The organism is Allobosea eneae, from assembly GCF_042657265.1.
Classification (GTDB): Bacteria; Pseudomonadota; Alphaproteobacteria; order Rhizobiales; family Beijerinckiaceae; genus Allobosea; species Allobosea eneae.
The window spans coordinates 202,188-220,697 of record NZ_JBHSLW010000034.1 but is presented as its reverse complement, the minus strand read 5'-3'; the positions used below and the strand labels follow the sequence as shown (position 1 = coordinate 220,697).

General features: G+C 67.1%; 16 protein-coding genes. 12 read left to right on the top strand and 4 right to left on the bottom strand.

Going from position 1 to position 18,510, the window contains the following annotated elements; translation table 11 throughout:
• The first annotated feature begins 12 nt into the window (after window positions 1-12).
• Entirely contained in the window at window positions 13-1,770 is a 1,758-nt protein-coding gene (locus tag ACFPOB_RS20815; RefSeq protein ID WP_377800311.1) for an adenylate/guanylate cyclase domain-containing protein, read from the top strand.
• 3 nt (window positions 1,771-1,773) lie between these two features.
• Here ACFPOB_RS20815 and ACFPOB_RS20810 read toward each other — a convergent pair whose 3' ends face one another.
• Window positions 1,774-2,343 carry a hypothetical protein gene (locus ACFPOB_RS20810; RefSeq protein WP_377800310.1) on the bottom strand — a complete coding sequence of 190 codons (570 nt, stop codon included), beginning with the start codon at window positions 2,341-2,343 and terminating at the stop codon, window positions 1,774-1,776.
• A 60-nt stretch (window positions 2,344-2,403) separates the two neighbouring features.
• Between ACFPOB_RS20810 and ACFPOB_RS20805 the strand changes: the two genes are divergently transcribed.
• The 8 genes from ACFPOB_RS20805 to ACFPOB_RS20770 all read left to right on the top strand — a co-directional run bounded on the left by ACFPOB_RS20805 (window position 2,404) and on the right by ACFPOB_RS20770 (window position 10,331).
• Window positions 2,404-3,069, top strand: a complete 666-nt coding sequence (locus ACFPOB_RS20805) for a class I SAM-dependent methyltransferase (protein ID WP_377800309.1) — start codon at window positions 2,404-2,406, stop codon at window positions 3,067-3,069.
• The gene (locus ACFPOB_RS20800) at window positions 3,066-4,337 is read left to right on the top strand and encodes a glycosyltransferase family 4 protein (RefSeq protein WP_377800308.1); all 1,272 of its coding nucleotides are present in this window, start codon (window positions 3,066-3,068) and stop codon (window positions 4,335-4,337) included. The genes ACFPOB_RS20805 and ACFPOB_RS20800 overlap by 4 nt, the downstream gene beginning before the upstream one ends.
• Complete coding sequence (locus ACFPOB_RS20795; RefSeq protein WP_377800307.1) at window positions 4,334-5,473, top strand: glycosyltransferase family protein; 1,140 nt, start codon at window positions 4,334-4,336, stop codon at window positions 5,471-5,473. Before ACFPOB_RS20800 ends, ACFPOB_RS20795 begins: the two co-directional genes overlap by 4 nt.
• Window positions 5,474-5,620: 147 nt before the next feature.
• Entirely contained in the window at window positions 5,621-6,613 is a 993-nt protein-coding gene (gene cobS, locus ACFPOB_RS20790; RefSeq protein WP_092157880.1) for a cobaltochelatase subunit CobS, read from the top strand.
• A 16-nt stretch (window positions 6,614-6,629) separates the two neighbouring features.
• On the top strand, window positions 6,630-6,980 hold the full coding sequence (locus tag ACFPOB_RS20785; RefSeq protein WP_092157677.1) for a GFA family protein: 351 nt from the start codon (window positions 6,630-6,632) through the stop codon (window positions 6,978-6,980).
• Between the two features lie 11 nt (window positions 6,981-6,991).
• Window positions 6,992-7,429 carry a GNAT family N-acetyltransferase gene (locus ACFPOB_RS20780; protein WP_377800306.1) on the top strand — a complete coding sequence of 146 codons (438 nt, stop codon included), beginning with the start codon at window positions 6,992-6,994 and terminating at the stop codon, window positions 7,427-7,429.
• Window positions 7,426-9,321, top strand: coding sequence for a cobaltochelatase subunit CobT (gene cobT, locus ACFPOB_RS20775; RefSeq protein ID WP_377800305.1), 1,896 nt, complete (start codon window positions 7,426-7,428; stop codon window positions 9,319-9,321). The genes ACFPOB_RS20780 and cobT overlap by 4 nt, the downstream gene beginning before the upstream one ends.
• Window positions 9,318-10,331 carry an esterase-like activity of phytase family protein gene (locus ACFPOB_RS20770; protein ID WP_377800304.1) on the top strand — a complete coding sequence of 338 codons (1,014 nt, stop codon included), beginning with the start codon at window positions 9,318-9,320 and terminating at the stop codon, window positions 10,329-10,331. The genes cobT and ACFPOB_RS20770 overlap by 4 nt, the downstream gene beginning before the upstream one ends.
• A 191-nt stretch (window positions 10,332-10,522) precedes the next feature.
• Here ACFPOB_RS20770 and rpmB read toward each other — a convergent pair whose 3' ends face one another.
• Window positions 10,523-10,810, bottom strand: coding sequence for a 50S ribosomal protein L28 (rpmB, locus tag ACFPOB_RS20765; protein WP_377800303.1), 288 nt, complete (start codon window positions 10,808-10,810; stop codon window positions 10,523-10,525).
• 253 nt (window positions 10,811-11,063) lie between these two features.
• Here rpmB and ACFPOB_RS20760 point away from each other — a divergent pair, with 253 nt between their 5' ends.
• A complete protein-coding gene (locus ACFPOB_RS20760) occupies window positions 11,064-11,894 on the top strand; it encodes a DUF3108 domain-containing protein (protein WP_377800302.1) in 831 nt (276 codons plus the stop codon).
• 9 nt (window positions 11,895-11,903) lie between these two features.
• Here the strand turns inward: ACFPOB_RS20760 and ACFPOB_RS20755 are convergent, their stop codons facing one another.
• Entirely contained in the window at window positions 11,904-12,578 is a 675-nt protein-coding gene (locus ACFPOB_RS20755; protein WP_377800301.1) for a hypothetical protein, read from the bottom strand.
• Window positions 12,575-13,774, bottom strand: a complete 1,200-nt coding sequence (locus ACFPOB_RS20750) for a hypothetical protein (RefSeq protein WP_377800300.1) — start codon at window positions 13,772-13,774, stop codon at window positions 12,575-12,577. The genes ACFPOB_RS20755 and ACFPOB_RS20750 overlap by 4 nt, the downstream gene beginning before the upstream one ends.
• A 190-nt stretch (window positions 13,775-13,964) precedes the next feature.
• Between ACFPOB_RS20750 and ACFPOB_RS20745 the strand changes: the two genes are divergently transcribed.
• Both ACFPOB_RS20745 and ACFPOB_RS20740 read left to right on the top strand, forming a co-directional pair.
• The gene (locus ACFPOB_RS20745; RefSeq protein WP_377800299.1) at window positions 13,965-14,855 is read left to right on the top strand and encodes an alpha/beta fold hydrolase; all 891 of its coding nucleotides are present in this window, start codon (window positions 13,965-13,967) and stop codon (window positions 14,853-14,855) included.
• A 320-nt stretch (window positions 14,856-15,175) separates the two neighbouring features.
• Window positions 15,176-18,490, top strand: coding sequence for a helicase-related protein (locus ACFPOB_RS20740; protein WP_377800369.1), 3,315 nt, complete (start codon window positions 15,176-15,178; stop codon window positions 18,488-18,490).
• The last annotated feature ends 20 nt before the right edge of the window (window positions 18,491-18,510 follow it).

Sequence of the window (18,510 nt, the reverse complement as noted above, 5' to 3'; positions counted from 1 at the left end):
CCTGGTACGTCGATGACAGCGGTTCCGAGCACGCCGGTCGGGGGCAAGCCAGCAGCCTCCGGTTTCGACCAGATGTCGTCCTGGAGCCGCGATATCCGCTTCGCCTCCGGCTGCATCCTGATGGTCTTCGCGACCACGCATTTCCTCAATCATGCCCTCGGCATCTTCGGCCTCGCCACGATGGAGGCGGCGCAGGGCTGGCGCTACTGGTTCTGGCACAGCTGGGTCGGCACGGTCGCCCTCTACGGCTCGCTGGTCGTCCACCCGGTCTTTGCCCTGCTGCGCGTCGCGCAGCGACGGACCTTCCGCATGCCCGCGCGCGAAGTTGTCCAGATCGTGCTCGGCGTCGCGATCCCGATCTTCCTGATCGATCATATCGTCGGCACGCGGGTGCAGGGCACCCTGTTCGGGCAGGACGAAAGCTATCACGCCGTGCTGCGCCGGCTCTGGCCCGGTCTCGCCCTGTCTCAAAGCTTCCTGTTGCTGCTGGTATGGACGCATGGCGTGATCGGCCTGCACTTCACCTTCCGGGCGCGCGAGACCTATCTGCGCTGGCGTGATCCTTTCCTTCTGACCGCGATCCTGATCCCGCTGCTCGCCATTATCGGTTTTTCGGTGGCGGGCCGCGAGGCGCAGATGATGGCGCTGCCGCCCGAGCTCTACACCGCCCAGCAGGTCGAGATGTTCAACCTGAACGTAACTTGGGCCAAGCGCGCCTTCTTCGGCCTGATCGGCGGCTTCGCCGGCTTCGTCGTGCTGCGCGAGCTTCGGGCACGCGCGCTCGGCGCGATTGCGGTGCGCTTCGTCGGCCATGGCGTACGCCGGGTGGTTCCGGGCCCGACCCTGCTCGAGATCTTCCGGCGCTTCGGCATTCCCCATGCAGCGCTCTGCGGCGGACGGGCGCGCTGCGCCACCTGTCGCGTGCTGGTGCTCGACGGAGCCGACGACCTGCCGCCACCCGGCCCGAACGAGGCGCGGCTGCTGCGCCGGATCTCGGCCGGCGACCATGTCCGGCTTGCCTGCCAGATCAGGCCGAAGCGCGACCTGCAGGTCCAGATCCTGCTCGCCGCCAAACAGCGCGGCGCCGGCCCGAGCGGCACCATCGACCCCGACGACCGGATCGGCAAGAAAGGGCTGACGGTGATGGTCGCGGACCTCAGGGCCTTCACCGCGCTCTCCGAGCGGCAATTGCCGCATGAGCTGATGAACCTGCTCAACCGCTTCTACGACGAGATGTCCCAGGCGATCGCGGCGCATGGCGGGCGGATCGAGGCGATCTATGGCGATGGGCTGATGGCGGCGTTCGGGCTGGAGACCACACCGGCGCGGGCTGGCGCGGCGGCGATCGCGGCGGCCGGCGACATGGTGCGCGCCGTCGAGGCCCTCAACCGCGAATATTCCAATGCCCTGCCCTTGCCGCTGCGCATCGGCATCGGCATCCATGGCGGCCAGGCGATCGTCGGCGCGGTCGAGAACGAAAGCATGGGGCGGCGCGAGATCACCGTCGGCGAGACGGTGATGATCGCGAGCCAGCTCGAGGCGGCGACGCGGCGGCTCCTGTCCGACATCGTCGTATCCGCCGAGACGGTGAGCGCGACCGGCCGCAGCTATCGCGACACCGTTCCGCACAAGATCGCAGTCAAGGGCCGCGACAAGCCGATGCAGGTCTACGCCTTCGGCAGCACGCCGGCCGCCTATCCGCGGGCTGACGAGGCGCGTGACGAGGGCCGCGGCGCGCCGCCGGCAGTCGTCGACGAAAAGCCGGTCTGAGCGTCAGAACGCGCCGAACGCGAGGAAGCGCCGGCGCTGATAGCCGGCCTGAACCAGCGCAGCATCGTTGATCGTCAGGTCGAGGTCGATCGCCGGCCGATCCTGGCGCTCTGCCAAGAGGGCCGGCACCTGGCCGTGCACGCGCTCGAGGCCGTGCGCATGTTCCAGGATCAGGACGTCGGCGGCACGCACGAGTGCCAGCAGCCTTGCGTCGATCGCCTCGCCGTCGCCGAAGGGTTTGAGCGACAAGCCGAGCAGTACCAGCCCGAACGGCGATTGCGGCGCTGCGAGCTCGAGTTGCTGCAGCTTGGCCTGGACATGGCGCACCTGGCACGGCGCGCCGTTCAAGCGCTCCTCGGCGAAGGGGAGGATCTTCGGATCGACGACCGTGACGGAGACAGGCCGATGCGTGACGTAGCCGGTGATCGGCCGTCCGGCGCCGCCGATCTCGATGATGTGATCGCAGCGCCGCAGGAGATGAGCGGCCAGAACCTGCCGCAACGCCGCGGCCGGCGAAGCCAGATGCGGCAGCAGAACGTCGGGCTCGGCTGCACTGGCCTTTGCCGATGACACTGCATATGGTCCGCCGCGTTCCGTCTGATCCCTGGTCTTCATCCTTCAGCCTTTGTCCGCATGTCCAGCGCGCTACCCGCCGACGCTCTCTACGATATCCTGCGCGGCGTCGCAGCCCTGACCGGCGATGCGATCGTCGCCGATCTGGCTCGGCTCGTCGGCAAGGGCGCGCCGGCCGATCTCTCGATCGCCTTCAACCACAAGCAGATCGCTTCGAAGCGCTGGCTGGTCGACAATGTCGCCGAGGTCTTGCCGGAACCGGATGGACCCGTCTGGGTGCTCGGCGCCTGGCATGGCGTGCTCGGGACGATGTTGCTCGCCGACGACCGTCTCACGATCCCGCGCGTGGTGAGCCTCGACATGGATCCACGCTGCGCGCCGATCGCCGAGATTCTCAACCATCGCCATGTCGCGTCCGGGCGTTTCCGGGCAGTGACCGCCGATATGATGGGGCTCGATTTCGAGCAGGTCGAAGGCGGGCGTCCGGGACTTGTGATCAACACCAGCTGCGAACATCTGCCCGACGTGCCCGGCTGGATCGCCGGCTTGCCCGCCGGGTTGCCGCTGCTGCTGCAATCGAACGATTATTTTCGCGAGCCGGATCACCGCAGCTGCGTGCCCTCGCTCGACGCCTTCAAGGAACAGGCGGGGCTGTCGGAACTGTGGTTTTGCGGGGCGCTGCCGAGCAAGAACTACACCCGTTTCATGCTGATCGGCCGCAGATGAGCACCGAGGGGGCCGAGGGGCCGGCGGTCGCGATCGCGATGAAGGGCTATCCGCGCCTGTCGGAGACCTTCATCGCCCAGGAATTGCTCGGCCTGCAGAGACTAGGCCTGTCCTTCGCGATCTGGTCGCTGCGCCATCCGACCGATGGCGCCCGTCACATGATGCACCAGGAGATCACGGCGCCGCTGCATTATTTGCCGGAATATCTGCACGATGACTGGCCGAGGGTGCTGCGCGGGATCGCTCGGGCCGTTGCGCGGCCGAGCATCGTCAGGCTGCTCGGCGTCTTCCTGCGCGATCTTGCCCGTGATCGCACGCGCAACCGCTTGCGCCGTTTCGGCCAGGCCTGCGTGATGGCGCGCGAATTGCCGGCTGGGACCCGCCATCTCCATGTGCACTACCTGCACACGCCGGCCTCGGTGATCCGCTATGCGGCGCTGAGCCGGGGCCTGTCCTGGTCGTTCTCGGCCCATGCCAAGGACATCTGGACGACGCCGGACTGGGAGAAGCGCGAGAAGATCGCCGATGCGCACTGGGGCGTGACCTGTACCCGCGACGGCCATGCCGAGCTTTCCCGCCTCGCCGACAGGCCCGACAAGGTCGCGCTGCTCTATCACGGGCTCGATCTTTCACGGTTTCCGGCGCCACCCGATGCGAGGGCGCCGCGCGACGGCTCCGATCCGGCCGCGCCGGTGCGGCTCATCACCATCGGCCGGGCGGTGGCGAAGAAGGGCTTTGATGACCTGCTCGCCTCATTGGCGCTCCTGCCGGCGGAGCTGAACTGGCGCCTTGTCCATATCGGCGGCGGTGAGATGCTTTCCGCCTTGAAGGCACAAGCCGGGGCGCTGGGCCTTGCTTCGCGGATCGAATGGCGCGGCGCGCAGGCACAGGATGCGGTGATCGCGGCCTTGCGCGAGGCCGATCTCTTCGTCCTGCCCTCGAAACAGGCCGAGAATGGCGACCGCGACGGCCTGCCCAATGTGGTGATGGAGGCGGCGAGCCAGGCCCTGCCGATCGTCGCGACGGATTTCGCCGGCATCCCGGAATTTGTGCAGCATGGCCGCGAGGGGCTGCTGCTCCGGCCGGGCGACGTCACGGCGTTGGCCAAGGCGCTGGACGGGTTGGCCCGCGATCCGCAAGGGCGCGCGAAGCTCGGCGATGCGGCCTTCAATAGGCTGAGGACCGCGTTCTCGGCGCAAGCCGGGCTGGAGCGGGTGTATCGGGCGCTGCGTGAGGCGGTCGCCGGCAAGGGCGCCGCCGCGCCATGAGCGCGCGCATCCTGATCGCGGTCACGCATCTGCTGGGCATCGGCCATCTGGTGCGGGCGCGTCAGCTGGCGCGAGCGCTGGCCCGAGCGGGGCACGAGGTCACGCTCGCCAGCGGTGGCATGCCGGACGGCAAGGCGGCAACGGATTACCGTTTCGTGCAATTGCCGCCGGTGCGTACCGAAGGCACCGATTTCCGCAATCTGCTCGATGAGCATGGTAAGACCGCAACGCCGGAGCGGCTTGCCGCGCGGCGCGAGCAACTGGTCGCACTTGCGCGTGAGCTTTCGCCCGATATCGTCGTCACCGAGCATTTTCCGTTCGGGCGGCGCCAGCTCGCCAGCGAGTTCCTGGCGCTGATCGCGGCAGCACGCGATGCCAATCCGGATGCGCTCGTCCTGTCGTCGATCCGCGACGTGCTGGTCGCGCCGCAGCGCCCGGACCGATTGGCCGAGACGGCGGAGCGGATCGCCGGGTCGTTCGATGCGGTGCTGGTCCATGGCGACCCAGGCGTCCTGCCGCTCGAAGCCTCCTGGCCAGTGACGCCGGAGATCGCCGAGAAGCTCATCTATACTGGCTATCTGGCGGAGCCGCCTGCGTCATCGAGCGGAGCCGGCGGCTTTTCGGGCGCGATCCTCGTCTCGGGCGGCGGTTCGGCTGCCGCCCTGCCGCTCTTCGAGATGGCGCTCGGAGCAGCGCAGCTCTTGCCGCAGCGGTCTTTCCATCTCCTGATCGGCCGCGGCGTCTCCGAGGCCGACTTTACCGCCCTGCGACAATCGGCTCCTGACAACGCCAGGGTCGAATGGGCGCGCCCGGATTTCCCGGCGTTGCTCGCCGCCTGCTCGCTGTCGATCAGCCAGGCCGGCTACAATACGGTGCTTGACCTGCTGCAGGCCGGGCGGCCGGCGCTGCTCGTTCCCTTCGACGCCGGTAACGAGACCGAGCAGGCCTTGCGAGCCGCCGCGCTGGAACGGGCGGGGCTGGCGCGCGTTGGGAATCTCGCCGACGGGCCGCAGGCGCTCGCGGCTGCCATCGAGACGGCGCTGGCGCGGGGCGCTCCTCGGGCCGCGAAGGTCGATCTCGACGGGGGAAGGGGCGCCATCGCGGCGATCGCTGGGCTGCTCGCGAGCCGTGCGTGAATGCATGCCGGCGAAGGGACGGCATGCCTCTTGCGAATTGCCGGCCCAAAGCTTTCGATCTAAGGAGGTTGTACACGCCTCCCTTTCGGTCGGCTCACGAGGACACCGGGTCTTGACCGGCCCCGGTCCTGCGCCCGGAGAAGAATGATGACAACAACGACTGCCTCCGCCCCCGGCATGCCCGACATGAAGCTGTCGGTGCGTCAGGTCTTCGGCATCGAGTCCGACATGGAGGTGCCGGCCTATTCGCAGCCCGAGGCCCACGTCCCGGATTTCGATCCGGACTACCGTTTCGACCGCGACACCACGATCGCGATCCTCGCCGGCTTCGCCCATAACCGCCGCGTGATGATCTCGGGCTATCACGGCACCGGCAAGTCGACCCATATCGAGCAGGTCGCCGCGCGGCTGAACTGGCCGTGCGTGCGCGTCAACCTCGACAGCCATGTCTCGCGCCTCGACCTCGTCGGCAAGGACGCGATCGTGCTGAAGGAAGGCAAGCAGATCACCGAGTTCCAGGACGGGATCCTGCCCTGGGCGCTGCAGAACAACATCGCGCTGGTCTTCGACGAGTACGATGCCGGCCGCCCGGACGTGATGTTCGTGATCCAGCGCGTGCTCGAGCAGTCCGGCAAGCTGACGCTGCTCGACCAGAAGCGCGTCATCCGCCCGCACGCCGCCTTCCGGCTGTTCGCCACCGCCAACACGGTCGGCCTCGGCGACACTTCGGGCCTCTATCACGGCACCCAGCAGATCAACCAGGGCCAGATGGACCGCTGGTCGATCGTCACCACGCTGAACTACCTGCCGCACGACAACGAGGTCGCGATCGTGCTCGCCAAGTCGAAGCACTATCAGGCTTCGCCGGAGGGCAAGGACATCGTCAACAAGATGGTCCGCGTCGCCGATCTCACCCGCAACGCCTTCATGAACGGCGACCTCTCGACCGTGATGAGCCCGCGTACCGTCATCACCTGGGCCGAGAACGCGGCGATCTTCGGCGGCGATGTCGGCTTCGCCTTCCGCGTCACCTTCCTCAACAAGTGCGACGAGATGGAGCGCACGCTGGTGGCGGAGTTCTTCCAGCGCTCCTTCGGCAAGGAATTGCCGGAAAGCGCGGTCAACGTCGTCCTGAGCTGACAACGGGAGGCCTGGCATGGCCCGGTACGAAGGAAGCTGTCACTGCGGCAGGGTCGCCTATGAGGTCGAGGCCGATCTCGGCCAGACGATTACCTGCAACTGCTCGTACTGCCAGCGCCGCGGCTCCGTGCTGGCCTTTTCCCCGGCGACCAGCTTCGCGCTGACCAAGGGCGAGGATGCCCTGACCGAGTACCGCTTCAATACGCAGAAGATCCAGCACCTGTTCTGCGAGAGCTGCGGCATCGAATCCTTCGCGCGCGGTTCGATGCCGGACGGCACGCCTATGGTTGCGATCAATGCGCGCTGCCTCGCCGGCGTCGAGCCAACCGAGTTGAGCCCGACGATGTATGACGGGCGCGCGCGCTGAAGGAGCACGCCGTGAGCGCCGCCGACAGCAAGCAGGCCACGATCCAGCGCGAGACGGATGTCGCCGCGACGCGCGAGGCCGTGCTGCGCGGGCTCGCCGCCCATAACGAGGCCAGGGTCGGCCCGCGCAATGCCGAGCCCCTGGCGCTCAGCCTGCGCGACGAGAGCGGCGCCATGGTCGGCGGCCTCATCGGCGAGCTGAAATGGGAGTGGCTCTATGTCGACCTGTTCTGGATCGACCAGGCCCATCGCGGTGCCGGCCATGGCGAGGCGTTGCTGGCGATGGCCGAGCAGGCGGCGCGCGACTATGGCGCGCGCGGCGTCTATCTGGGCACGATGAGCATCCAGGCGCCGGGCTTCTATCCCCGCATGGGCTATCGCGAATGCGGCCGCATGGAGGACTACCCTGTGGCCGGGCAGACCTTCCACCACTTCATGAAGGCGCTATGAGCATCTCCAACCGCAAGCCCGGAACCCCGAAGGAAGCGCCGGCCGAGCCGCTGAAGCGGGCGGTCTCGGGCGCGATGAAGGCGATCGCGCGCAAGCCGGAGATGGAAATCGTCTTTGCGGCCGACAAGCCGTCGCTGGTCGGCGAGCGCGCCCGCCTGCCCGAGCCGCCGCGCAAGCTCACCGCGGGCGACGTCGCGATCCTGCGCGGCCATGCCGATTCGATGGCGTTGCGCCTCGCCTGCCACGACAACGCGATCCATCGCCGCGCCGCGCCCGAGGGCGATGCCGCCCGCGCCGTCTTTGACGCGGTCGAGCAGGCACGCGTGGAATGCGTCGGCTCGCGCCGGATGAGCGGCGTCGCCGGCAACATCTCGGCGATGCTGGAGGACCGCTATCATCGCGGCGGCCGCTATGAGGAGATCACCGACCGCGCCGATGCGCCTTTGGAGGATGCGCTCGCTTTGATGGTGCGCGAGCGCCTGACCGGCCTGAAGCCGCCCAAGGCGGCGCAGAAGCTGGTCGATCTCTGGCGCGAGCAGATCGAGGCCAAGGCGGGCGATGATCTCGACCGGCTGGCGAAGTCGATCGAGGACCAGCGCGCCTTCGCCCGCACCGTGCGCGACCTGCTCGTCTCGCTCGACATGGCCGAGCAGTCGAGCCAGGGCGACGATGCCGAAGAGGACGAGGACGATCAGGACCAATCCTCCGACGAGCAGCAGCAGGAAGAAGGCGAAGCCGAGCAGCAGAGCCAGGGCGAGCGTTCGGAGACCGAGACCAGCGAGGACGCGGCCGAGGAGTTGCAGGAGGGCGCCTCCGAGGCGGCCGACGCCCCGGCCGGCGACTGGGACGAGGAAGACGAGAATTCCGAGGCCGAGGAAGCCGGCGAGGCGCCGCGTCCGCGCGAAAGCCGCGCCAATGACCGGCCGCAGACCGACTACAAGGCCTATACCCAGAAGTTCGACGAGATCGTCACCGCCGAGGAGCTCTGCGACGCCGAGGAGCTGACGCGGCTGCGCGCCTATCTCGACAAGCAGCTCGCGCATCTGCAGGGCGTGGTCGCGCGCCTGGCGAACCGTTTGCAGCGCCGCCTGATGGCACAGCAGAACCGCTCCTGGCAGTTCGACCTGGAGGAGGGCGCGCTCGATCCCTCACGCCTGCCGCGCATCATCATCGACCCGTTCCAGCCGCTCTCCTTCCGGCAGGAATCGGACACGAATTTCCGCGACACTGTGGTGACGCTGCTGATCGACAATTCCGGCTCGATGCGCGGCCGGCCAATCACGGTCGCGGCGACCTGCGCCGACATCCTGGCACGGACGCTGGAGCGTTGCGGCGTCAAGGTCGAGTTGCTCGGCTTCACCACCCGCGCCTGGAAGGGCGGGCTCTCGCGCGAGAGCTGGCTGCAATCAGGCAAGCCGGCCAATCCTGGCCGCCTCAACGATCTCCGGCACATCATCTACAAGGCGGCCGATGCACCATGGCGGCGGGCGCGCAAGAATCTCGGACTGATGATGCGCGAGGGCCTGCTCAAGGAGAACATCGACGGTGAGGCGCTGGACTGGGCGCATAAGCGCCTGCTCGCCCGCTCCGAGCAGCGCAAGATCCTGATGGTGATCTCGGACGGCGCGCCGGTCGACGATTCCACCCTCTCGGTCAATGCCGGCAGCTATCTCGAGCGGCATCTGCGCCATGTCATCGCCGAGATCGAGACGCGCTCGCCGGTCGAGCTGATCGCGATCGGCATCGGCCACGACGTCACCCGCTACTACCGCCGTGCCGTCACCATCGTCGACGCCGAGGAGCTCGGCGGCGTGATGACCGAGAAGCTGGCGGAACTGTTCGAGGAGGATGCCGGCGGAGCGTCCTCGCGGGGCTCGCGCCGCCTGCAATGAGCCTGAGCCGCCGCAGCGTCCTCGCCGGCCTCGGCGCGGCGGCTCTCGGCCTGCCTGCGCGGGCGCAGAGCCTCGAACCCGGGCGTATCCCGGTCAGCATCTCCTCCCGGCCGATCGGCAGCTTCGAGCCTGGCGATCCGACGAAGACGCGCTTCGGCCAACTGATCTTCCGCGGCGGGCTTCAATCGACCGGGAGCCACCCCCGCTTCGGCGGCTTCTCGGGACTGTGGCGCTCGCCTGATGGTATTCGTCTCATCGCCATCACTGACAACGGCTTCTGGCTGACAGCAAAGCTTGCGCGGGGCAAGCATGGCAAGCTCGCCGGGCTGGAGGAGGCCGAGCTCGCGCCGATTCTCGGGGCATCCGGCAAGCCGCTGCACCGCTCGCGCTATTACGATACCGAATCGCTCGCTATGCAGGGCAGCACCGCCTTTATCGGCGTCGAGCGCGCCCATGACATACTGCGCTTCGACTTCGCCCGTCACGGCGTCGAAGCCAGGGCGCAATTGGTGCCGACGCCGCCCGCACTGAAGCGCCTGCCGAGCAATCGCGGGCTGGAGGCGCTCGGCGTGCTGCCGGCCGGCCAACCGCTCGCCGGTGCCCTGATCGCGATCTCCGAGCGCTCCGGTCGCGAGGACGAGCCGACCACGGGCTTCGTCATCGGCGGGCGCCAGCCGGGCACGCTGCAGGTGATCCGGCGTGACGGCTACGACATCACCGACCTCGCCTTCCTGCCGGGCGGCGACATGCTGCTGCTGGAGCGCTGGTACAAGCCTTTGCGCGGCGTCGGCCTACGTATCCGCCGCATCGCCGGCAGCACGATCCGGCCGGGGGCGAAGCTGGACGGACCGCTGCTGATCGAGGCCGATCTCGGCCAGGAGATCGACAATATGGAGGGAATGGCGGTCCATGAGGAGAACGGGCGGACGATCATCACCCTGATCTCGGACGACAACTTCTCGACCTTCCTGCAGCGCACCGTGCTGCTTGAGTTCGAGCTGGCGCAGTAGCGCCGGGCGTCATGCTCGGGCCGGAGGAGGCTCAGCCGTCATGCTCGCCCTTGTGGCGAGCATCCACGTCTTGAACACCACGCTTCACGAAGGAAGACGTTGATGATCGGGACATGCCCGACCATGACGGGAAGACGAACGAAAAAAGCGGCCTTGCGGCCGCTTCATTCAATCCCGAGGGAAACCTGCGCTCAGTTGGCGGCGAGCTTCTTCTCAATGTCGCGCTTCAGCGCGAGCGCGCCGGTCGACAGGTCGCCGGCCGGAGCCTTGACCAGGAAGGCGTCGAGGCCGCCGCGATGGTCGACGGTGCGCAGCGCATTCGCCGAGACGCGCAGGCGGACCGAACGGCCGAGCGTGTCCGACTGCAGCGTGACGTTGACGAGGTTCGGCCGGAAGACCGTCTTGGTCTTGCGGTTCGAGTGGCTGACGAGGTGGCCGGTCTGGGTGGCTTTCCCGGTCAGTTCGCAACGGCGGGCCATGATCGTGTTCCCAAAATCTCCGAATGCTCAACGCAAAATGCCGACACGCGACGTGCCGGCAGGCGAGCACCGGAAGTCAAATTGAAGTGGGCGGTCTATAACGGTCCGGTGACAGCCCGTCAAGGCAGGTCGCACGTAAAGCGCCCGGAAACATCTCGGTAACCATTATCCCGCCAAGCTGGCGCGAAGCCAGTCACGATTCGGACCGAATCTCAGTGCATGCGACGATACCCGTCGCGCCCGGAGCCTCCAGATGAAGCTCGCTCTGTCGCCTGCCAGCAGCGCCCTGATCGCGGCGCTGATGCTCGCACTGCCGGCGCCGACCGCGCAGGCGGCCTCGCTCGACGCGACCTATGACGTCAGCCTGCTCGGCCTCTCGCTCGGCAAGGCCAATCTGGCCGGCGGCATCACCGGCGGCAGCTACAAGCTCGACGCCACCGCCAAGCTGACCGGCCTCGTCGGCAGCTTCACCGGCGGGCGCGGTTCGGGCACCGCGACCGGCAATCTCAACGGCAGCCGGCTCTCGCCTACCACCTTCGCGGTGTCCTCGGCCAATTCCAGTGAAAGCCGGACGGTGCGCATGGCGCTCGGCGGCAATGCGGTGCAGGCGCTGGCGATCGAGCCGCCGATCGACGCCAAGCCCGATCGCGTCCCGCTCAAGGACGAGCATCAGCGCAACATCATGGACCCGCTCAGCGCCTTCCTGATGCCGATCGAGGCTTCCGGCCGCAATGGCGGCGCGGCGGCCTGCAACCGCACGCTGGCGATCTTCGACGGCGCGGCGCGCTACGACATCAAGCTGAGCTATTCCGGCACGCGCGAAATCAAGATCGACGGCTATAGCGGCCCGGTCTCGATTTGCCAGGCGCGCTATGTTCCGATCGCCGGCCACCGGGCGCTGCGGCCCGCGACCAAGTTCATGGCCGAGAACAAGGAGATCTCGACCTGGCTTGCGCCCGTCGCCGGCACCAACATGATGCTGCCGGTGCGCATATCCGTGAAGACGATGATCGGCACCGCGGTGATCGAGGCCTCGAGCTTCAAGGTCGATCCGGGCGTGACAGCGACCGCGACGCGGAATTGAGGTTCCCCATCAACGGCTCCGGCCGAGTTCGAACGGGAATGGTACCTGCTCGAAGATCGGCAAGACTCCGATCTTCTGGATCGTCTTCATCTCCCAGTCGTGCAACATGGCCGCAATACCGGCTTCGTCTCGCGCTTCCAGTAAGGGAGCGAGATAGTCAACAATGAGCGCATAGCTACCCTCCGACCAGTAGCGAGATTTTCGGGGGTGCAGCGCCATCCAACGCGCGGTCTCGAGCGCATCATCAAAACGCCCCATCGCTGAAGCCAGCTGAACTTTATGTAACGGTGAGTTGACTGTCTCGCGGTAGCCGAATTCTCTATTCTGATCGAAGCTTAGAAGCGCATGGAAGCTTTCGATCGACCTCAGCATCGGTAAGATGCGTTCCTCCACGGCTTGGAGGAATGCGTCCTTGAAGTGCGGCTGAGACCAGTATCGCGGCTGGTCCCGTGCCGTTGAAAATTCTTCGAGCCAAAAGCCTTGCAAGGTTGCGCAGGGGTCGCAGGTGTAGCCGATCGAGAAGAAGAACTGCGGCAGGTCCGATATGCTCGTGCGGTCGATCGAGATCGTGCGGATGATGTGGCGGAGGGGCTTGAGGATGACAAACGGCCCATAACGTACCAAGTCGTGGTGCCGAGCTACCAATGTATCCAGGAAGTCGGCGATTTGCTTCTTCGATGTCATTTGCTCGGCCTGACTTCGAGGACGATGATCCGGCGCGCGCTAGCAAAGCCATATCGCGCTGCATTGGCCATAATATCGGAGCGGACAAGAGAAAGCCCGCGTCTGCCTGCTTTGAAGTCGTAGAGGCAAAGCGTTCCGTCGGCTCTAAGCTCGTATGCATCATAACGTACCGTATCGGGATAGCCGTACCGGCGCAGAGTTTCCGAGGTCGGTTCGTATGATTCCTTCAAGAACGATCGTTCGGCTTTCAAATCAGGATAATTCTGCGTTATAATTTGGTTCTTCATATTCGTATGCACGTACGTTCCGTAGACGGCCATGGACGGATATTTGTTTGCAGGGCCGACCGTCGCAACAGCAGCGTCTAGGCGGGATTGTAGCTCGGGCAGATACCGACAGGCTGCCTCCGCTTCGGAACGGCTGATCTGGCCGACATAGCCAAGGTCGAAGCCGGGCGCCTCACCGGGGCGATAATCTCGGGCGTTGAAAGCAATGGTCGCTTCCAGCCCATCGACCTTGTTCCGCGCCGATAGCCAGGTGAAGAGCGTCAGTGCTGAGGTAATCGTGGTTTGCGCCGCGCCTGGAGCGAGCACGATCGCCGGTGCGAACGCCTCGTGCACGGTCGCCTCACGCTCTGGCCCGCGCTCGGTCCAGGTCGAGCGCGAGACGATTTCACCATCCGGGTCGCCGTCCCGGATCGTCTGGGTGCGGTCCGCGGTCTCGAAGGTGGTCTTGCCACCTTCGGGCAGGGTGACGATGTGGCGTTCGTCCCAGTCACTTGGCTTGTCGGGCTCGGCGAATTCGGACTGGATTGTCGAGCCATCGCGGTTGACGACAGAGCGTTCGGCCAGCGAACCGTCGTTGCGCGTGGCGTCCTGATAGAAGGCCCAGCTCTCCTCGCCGCTGGTATCGGCGACCACATCGCCGAAGCTCAATGCAGCCGAGAAGGCACTTCCGAGATCGCCCAGGAAATCGGTTCCAGTCAGCGTGGGGTCGCCGCCGCCTCCGCCGCTGGTCCATTGCCCGCCATCGGCATTGCCGGCCGGCACGCGCGGCTGGTCGGGATTGTATTTGCGGGCGAGCTCATGCCGGAGCAGGCGTGCCTGCGCCTTCAGCGAGACGAGCCGGCGGCGCAGAAGGACGATCTCGCGCCAGCGCGCGCTGTTGCTGGATGGACGATACGGCAGGTTCGGCATGGCGTGCTCCCCGGTCGGAAGCGCACCATTCTGAGGCCGCCGACAGCACCGGGGATAAGATCGCGGTCTATCCCCGCCTGCGCCTCGATCGCCTCCCGACCCGCAACGCATGGAGGCTTTGCCATTCGACGAATTGCGGGACTTGGGTGCTAGGCGCTAGCCTTCCCGGTGATTCGCTTCCGGAGCTGCCATGTCCAGCGATTTTGCCTTGCCGCCCGGCCTCAGGCATCGCCAGGTCGTCGTGCGCGACACCATGCTCCATGTCGCCGAGGTCGGCGACGGGCCGGCGGTCCTGCTGCTGCATGGCTGGCCGGAATTCTGGATGAGCTGGCTGCCGGTGATGAATCGGCTGCATGGCGAGTTCCGATTGATCGCGCCCGATCTGCGCGGCTTCGGCGACAGCGGCAAGTCATCGGCGCCGCGCAGCGATGTCGGCGCCAACGCTCATGCCGATGACATCGCGGCGCTGCTGGACGCACTCGGCACAGGCCCGGTCGGCGTCGTCGGCCATGATGTCGGCGCCTATGTCGCGCAAGGACTGGCGCGGCGCCATCCGCAGCGGGTCGAGAAGCTCCTGTTCTTCAACTGCCCGACGCCGAGCGTCGGCTCGGCCTGGGTTCGCGACGGCCATGTCAACGAGATCTGGTATCAGTCCTTCCAGCAATTGCCGCTGGCGGAGCAGCTGATCGGCTCCAGCCGCGCGGCCTGCGCGCTTTATCTCGGGCATTTCCTGACGCATTGGTGCCATCGCAAGGATGCTTTCGCGCCGGTGTTCGACGCTTACGTCGAGAACTTCATGACGCCGGGCAATCTGCGTGGGGGCTTCGACTGGTATCGCAGCCAGAACGCGGCGCGGATCGCCGCGATCGACGGCCATCCGGCGCCAAGCGTGCCGATCCATCAGCGCACGAGGGTGCATTGGGGCCGGCACGACCCGATCCTGAAATCGGACTGGTCGACCTTCCTGCCGCTCTATTTCGACGATGTCGAGGTGAGCTTCTGCGAGGACGCCGGCCACTTCGTCCATGTCGAGGCGCCCGACGAGGCGGCCCAGGTCGTGGCCGATGTGTTCGCGGATTAACTGGCGGCTTATTGTCTACCCTATTTCTCGGAGTCCTCTCGCCTTTTGGCTCACAACACCTAAATGAGCGAAAGCGGCCCTCGCGCGCGCAAGTCGGCGAAGGATGAAGAATGAGGGCGATTCAAAATCTTGTGGTTTTTGAATCGCTTGCCGCGATATCTCGCCGTGAACGAAACCTGATTCTGTCGGAGTCAGCGATTCGGCCCCGCTTCGTTCCGGACTCGTTCTGTTCACGGATCGGGTTGCCTTCGGGCAGCTCATCCCGTTAGGGCTGGCCCGGCGTTTCGCCGCGCAGGCTGCAGGAAAGCTCCAGCGTCTTGATCCCAACCCGTTCCCTTCCGCCTTCGCTCCGCGCTCGCGGCGTCACGGCGGTGCTCGGACCGACCAATACCGGCAAGACCCATCTCGCCATCGAGCGGATGATCGCGCACCCCACCGGCATGATCGGCCTGCCGCTGCGCCTTCTGGCGCGCGAGGTCTATCAGCGCGTCGTCGACAAGGTCGGGCCGCAGGCGGTCGCGCTCGTCACCGGCGAGGAGAAGATCAAGCCGGAGCGGCCGAGCTTTTGGGTCTGCACGGTCGAGGCGATGCCGCGCGATCTTCCCGTCGATTTCGTCGCCATCGACGAGATCCAGCTCGCCGCCGATCTCGATCGCGGCCATGTCTTCGCCGACCGTTTGCTCAATCATCGCGGTCGCGAGGAGACCATGCTGATCGGCGCTGGCACGATGAAGCCGCTGGTCGAGCAGCTCATCCCCGGCGTCAACGTCGTCTCGCGCCCGCGTCTGTCGAAGCTCTCCTTCGCCGGCGACCGCAAGATCACCCGGCTGCCGCGGCGCTCGGCGATCGTCGCCTTCTCGGCCGAGGAGGTCTACGCCATCGCCGAATTGATCCGGCGGCAGAAGGGCGGGGCGGCGGTGGTGCTGGGCGCTCTTAGCCCGCGCACGCGCAATGCCCAAGTCGAGATCTACCAGTCGGGCGATGTCGACTATCTCGTCGCCACCGACGCGATCGGCATGGGGCTCAACCTCGATGTCGACCACATCGCCTTCGCCGGCGACAGCAAGTTCGACGGCCATCACTATCGCAAGCTGCATCCGGCCGAGTTCGGCCAGATCGCCGGCCGGGCCGGACGGCATCTGCGCGACGGCACCTTCGGCACCACCGGCCGCGCCCCGCCCTTCGAGCAGGAGCTGGTCGAGGCGATCGAGGATCACCGCTTCGAACCGGTGCGGCAGGTGCAATGGCGCAACTCCGATCTCGACCTGCGCTCGATTCCCGGTCTGCTCGACAGTCTCAACGTCCAGCCGCAGGAGCTGGCGCTGACGCGGGCGCTGATCGCCGAGGACATGACGACGCTGGAGATCCTGGCGCGCGACCACGATGTGTCGCGGCTGGCGCAGGGCAAGCCGGCGGTGTCGCGGCTCTGGGAGGTCTGTGGCCTGCCCGATTACCGCAAGATCGCGCCGATGCAGCATGCCGAGCTGGCGACGACGCTTTATCTGCGCCTGATGCGCCATGGCCGGCTCGATCCCGACTGGTATGCCGGCCAGTTGGCGGCGCTCGACCGTGTCGATGGCGAGATCGACACCCTGTCGGCCCGCATCGCTCAGGTCCGGACCTGGACCTATGTCGCGAACCGTCCGGACTGGTTGCCCGATCCTGAGCATTGGCAGGGGGTGGCTCGTCTTGTAGAGGACAGGCTGTCGGACGCTTTGCACGAACGGCTCGCCAGCCGATTCGTCGATCGGCGCACGAGCGTATTGATGCGTCGCCTGCGGGAGAATGCGATGTTGGAGGCCGAAGTCACCGCGACCGGCGATGTCCTGGTCGAGGGTCAGCATGTCGGATTGCTGCAAGGCTTCCGTTTCACGGCGGACCCGAAGGCGGGTGGTCCGGAAGCGAAAGCTTTGAACGCTGCGGCGCTGAAGGCGCTTGGCGGCGAGCTGGAGGCGCGCGCCTCGCGCGTCGTGCTGGCCGGCGACGAGGCCTTCGTGCTGTCGCATGACGGGTTGGTGCGCTGGGTGGGCGAGCCGGTGGCGCGCCTGACCGCCGGCGAGAAAGTGCTTGAGCCGCGCCTGCGGCTGATGGTCGACGACCATCTGCCGGCCCAGGCCCGCGAGCAGATCGAGACGAGGCTCGGCGCCTGGCTGAAGCACCACGTCACCAAGTTGCTCGGCCCGCTGCAGATCCTGGAGAACGCCGAGAGCGTCAGCGGCATCGCCCGCGGTATCGCCTATCAGGCGGCCGAGGCGCTCGGCGTGCTCGAGCGCAGCAAGGTCGCTGAGGAGATGAAGACGCTCGACCAGGAGGGACGGGCCGGCCTGCGCCAGCTCGGCATCCGCTTCGGCGCCTTCCACCTCTATGTCCCGGCCCTGCTGAAGCCGGCGCCGCGCGCGCTCGCCGCTCAGCTCTGGGCGCTGAAGCACGGCAATCCGGAGGCTGCCGGGCTCGACGACATCTCGCATCTCGCCTCTTCCGGCCGGACCTCGTTCCCGGCCAACAAGGACGTTCCCAAAGGGCTCTATCGCGCCGCCGGCTATCGCGTCTGCGGTGAGCGCGCCGTGCGCGTCGATATCCTCGAGCGCCTAGCCGACCTGATCCGTCCGGCGATCGCCTATCGCCCGGGCGTGACGCTCGGCCAGCCGCCGGCGGGCAGCGCCGATCAGGACGGCTTCGTTGCGACCGGTGCGATGACCTCGCTCGTCGGCTGCGCCGGCGAGGATTTCGCCTCGATCCTGCGCTCGCTCGGCTATGTCTCGCAGAAGCGTCCGGGCCCGGCGATCACCGTGCCGCTGGCCTTTGCGCCCGAGCCGGCTGCGACCACGCCGGCGGTTCCGGTGGAGGTCGTCGTCGAGGCGGCAGATGCGCTGAACGAAGCGCCGTCCATCGAGAGCGAGGCTGCCGCTGAAGGCGCGGACAGTGCTGCGCCTGCGGGCGAAACCGCGGATGCTCCGATCTTGACCGATGCGGAGATCGCTGCGGCTCCGGCCGAGGAAGAGGCTGCCGACCCGGTTGAGCCGGTGCCGGCCGACGCGATGTCGACGCTCGCCCTGCCAAGCGATGAGCCGGTGGCAGAAGCTGTGCCTGAAACCGGGATCGCCGCGACCGAGCCTGCTGTGGCCGCCGAAGCGGCTCTTGCGGCCGAGCCAGAGCTGATCGAGATATGGCGTCCGCATCGCCATCAGGGCGGGCGGCGTCCCGAGCAGGGCCAGCGTGGCCGCCGGCCCGACCGTCGTGCCGGCGCAGCCGATGCCGCTCCCGCGGCCGAAGGCGGCGAGGGCAAGCCCGGCGGGCAGCGTCCGCCGAACCGCAATCGCTGGCGCGAGGGAGGCTGGAATGGTCCGCGTCCTACCGGCGGCGAAGGTGGCAGGCCCGCGGCGCAGGAGGGCGCTGGCCGCAATGCGCAGGGCCGCGATGGGCGTCCCGAGCGCGGCCCGCGGCCGGAGTTCAAGCGCGATGGCGGTCGCCCGGGTGGCGGTCCGCGTCGCGAGGAGCGCGGCGGCAAGGAGCAACGCTTCCAGCAGCCGCAGCGGCCGCGCCCGGCCGAGCGCCAGCCCGATCCGGATTCGCCCTTCGCCAAGCTGCTTGCCCTGAAAGCCCAGCTCGAGGGCAATGACGGGCGCAAGAGCTAGGTATTCGACTCCGGGGTATC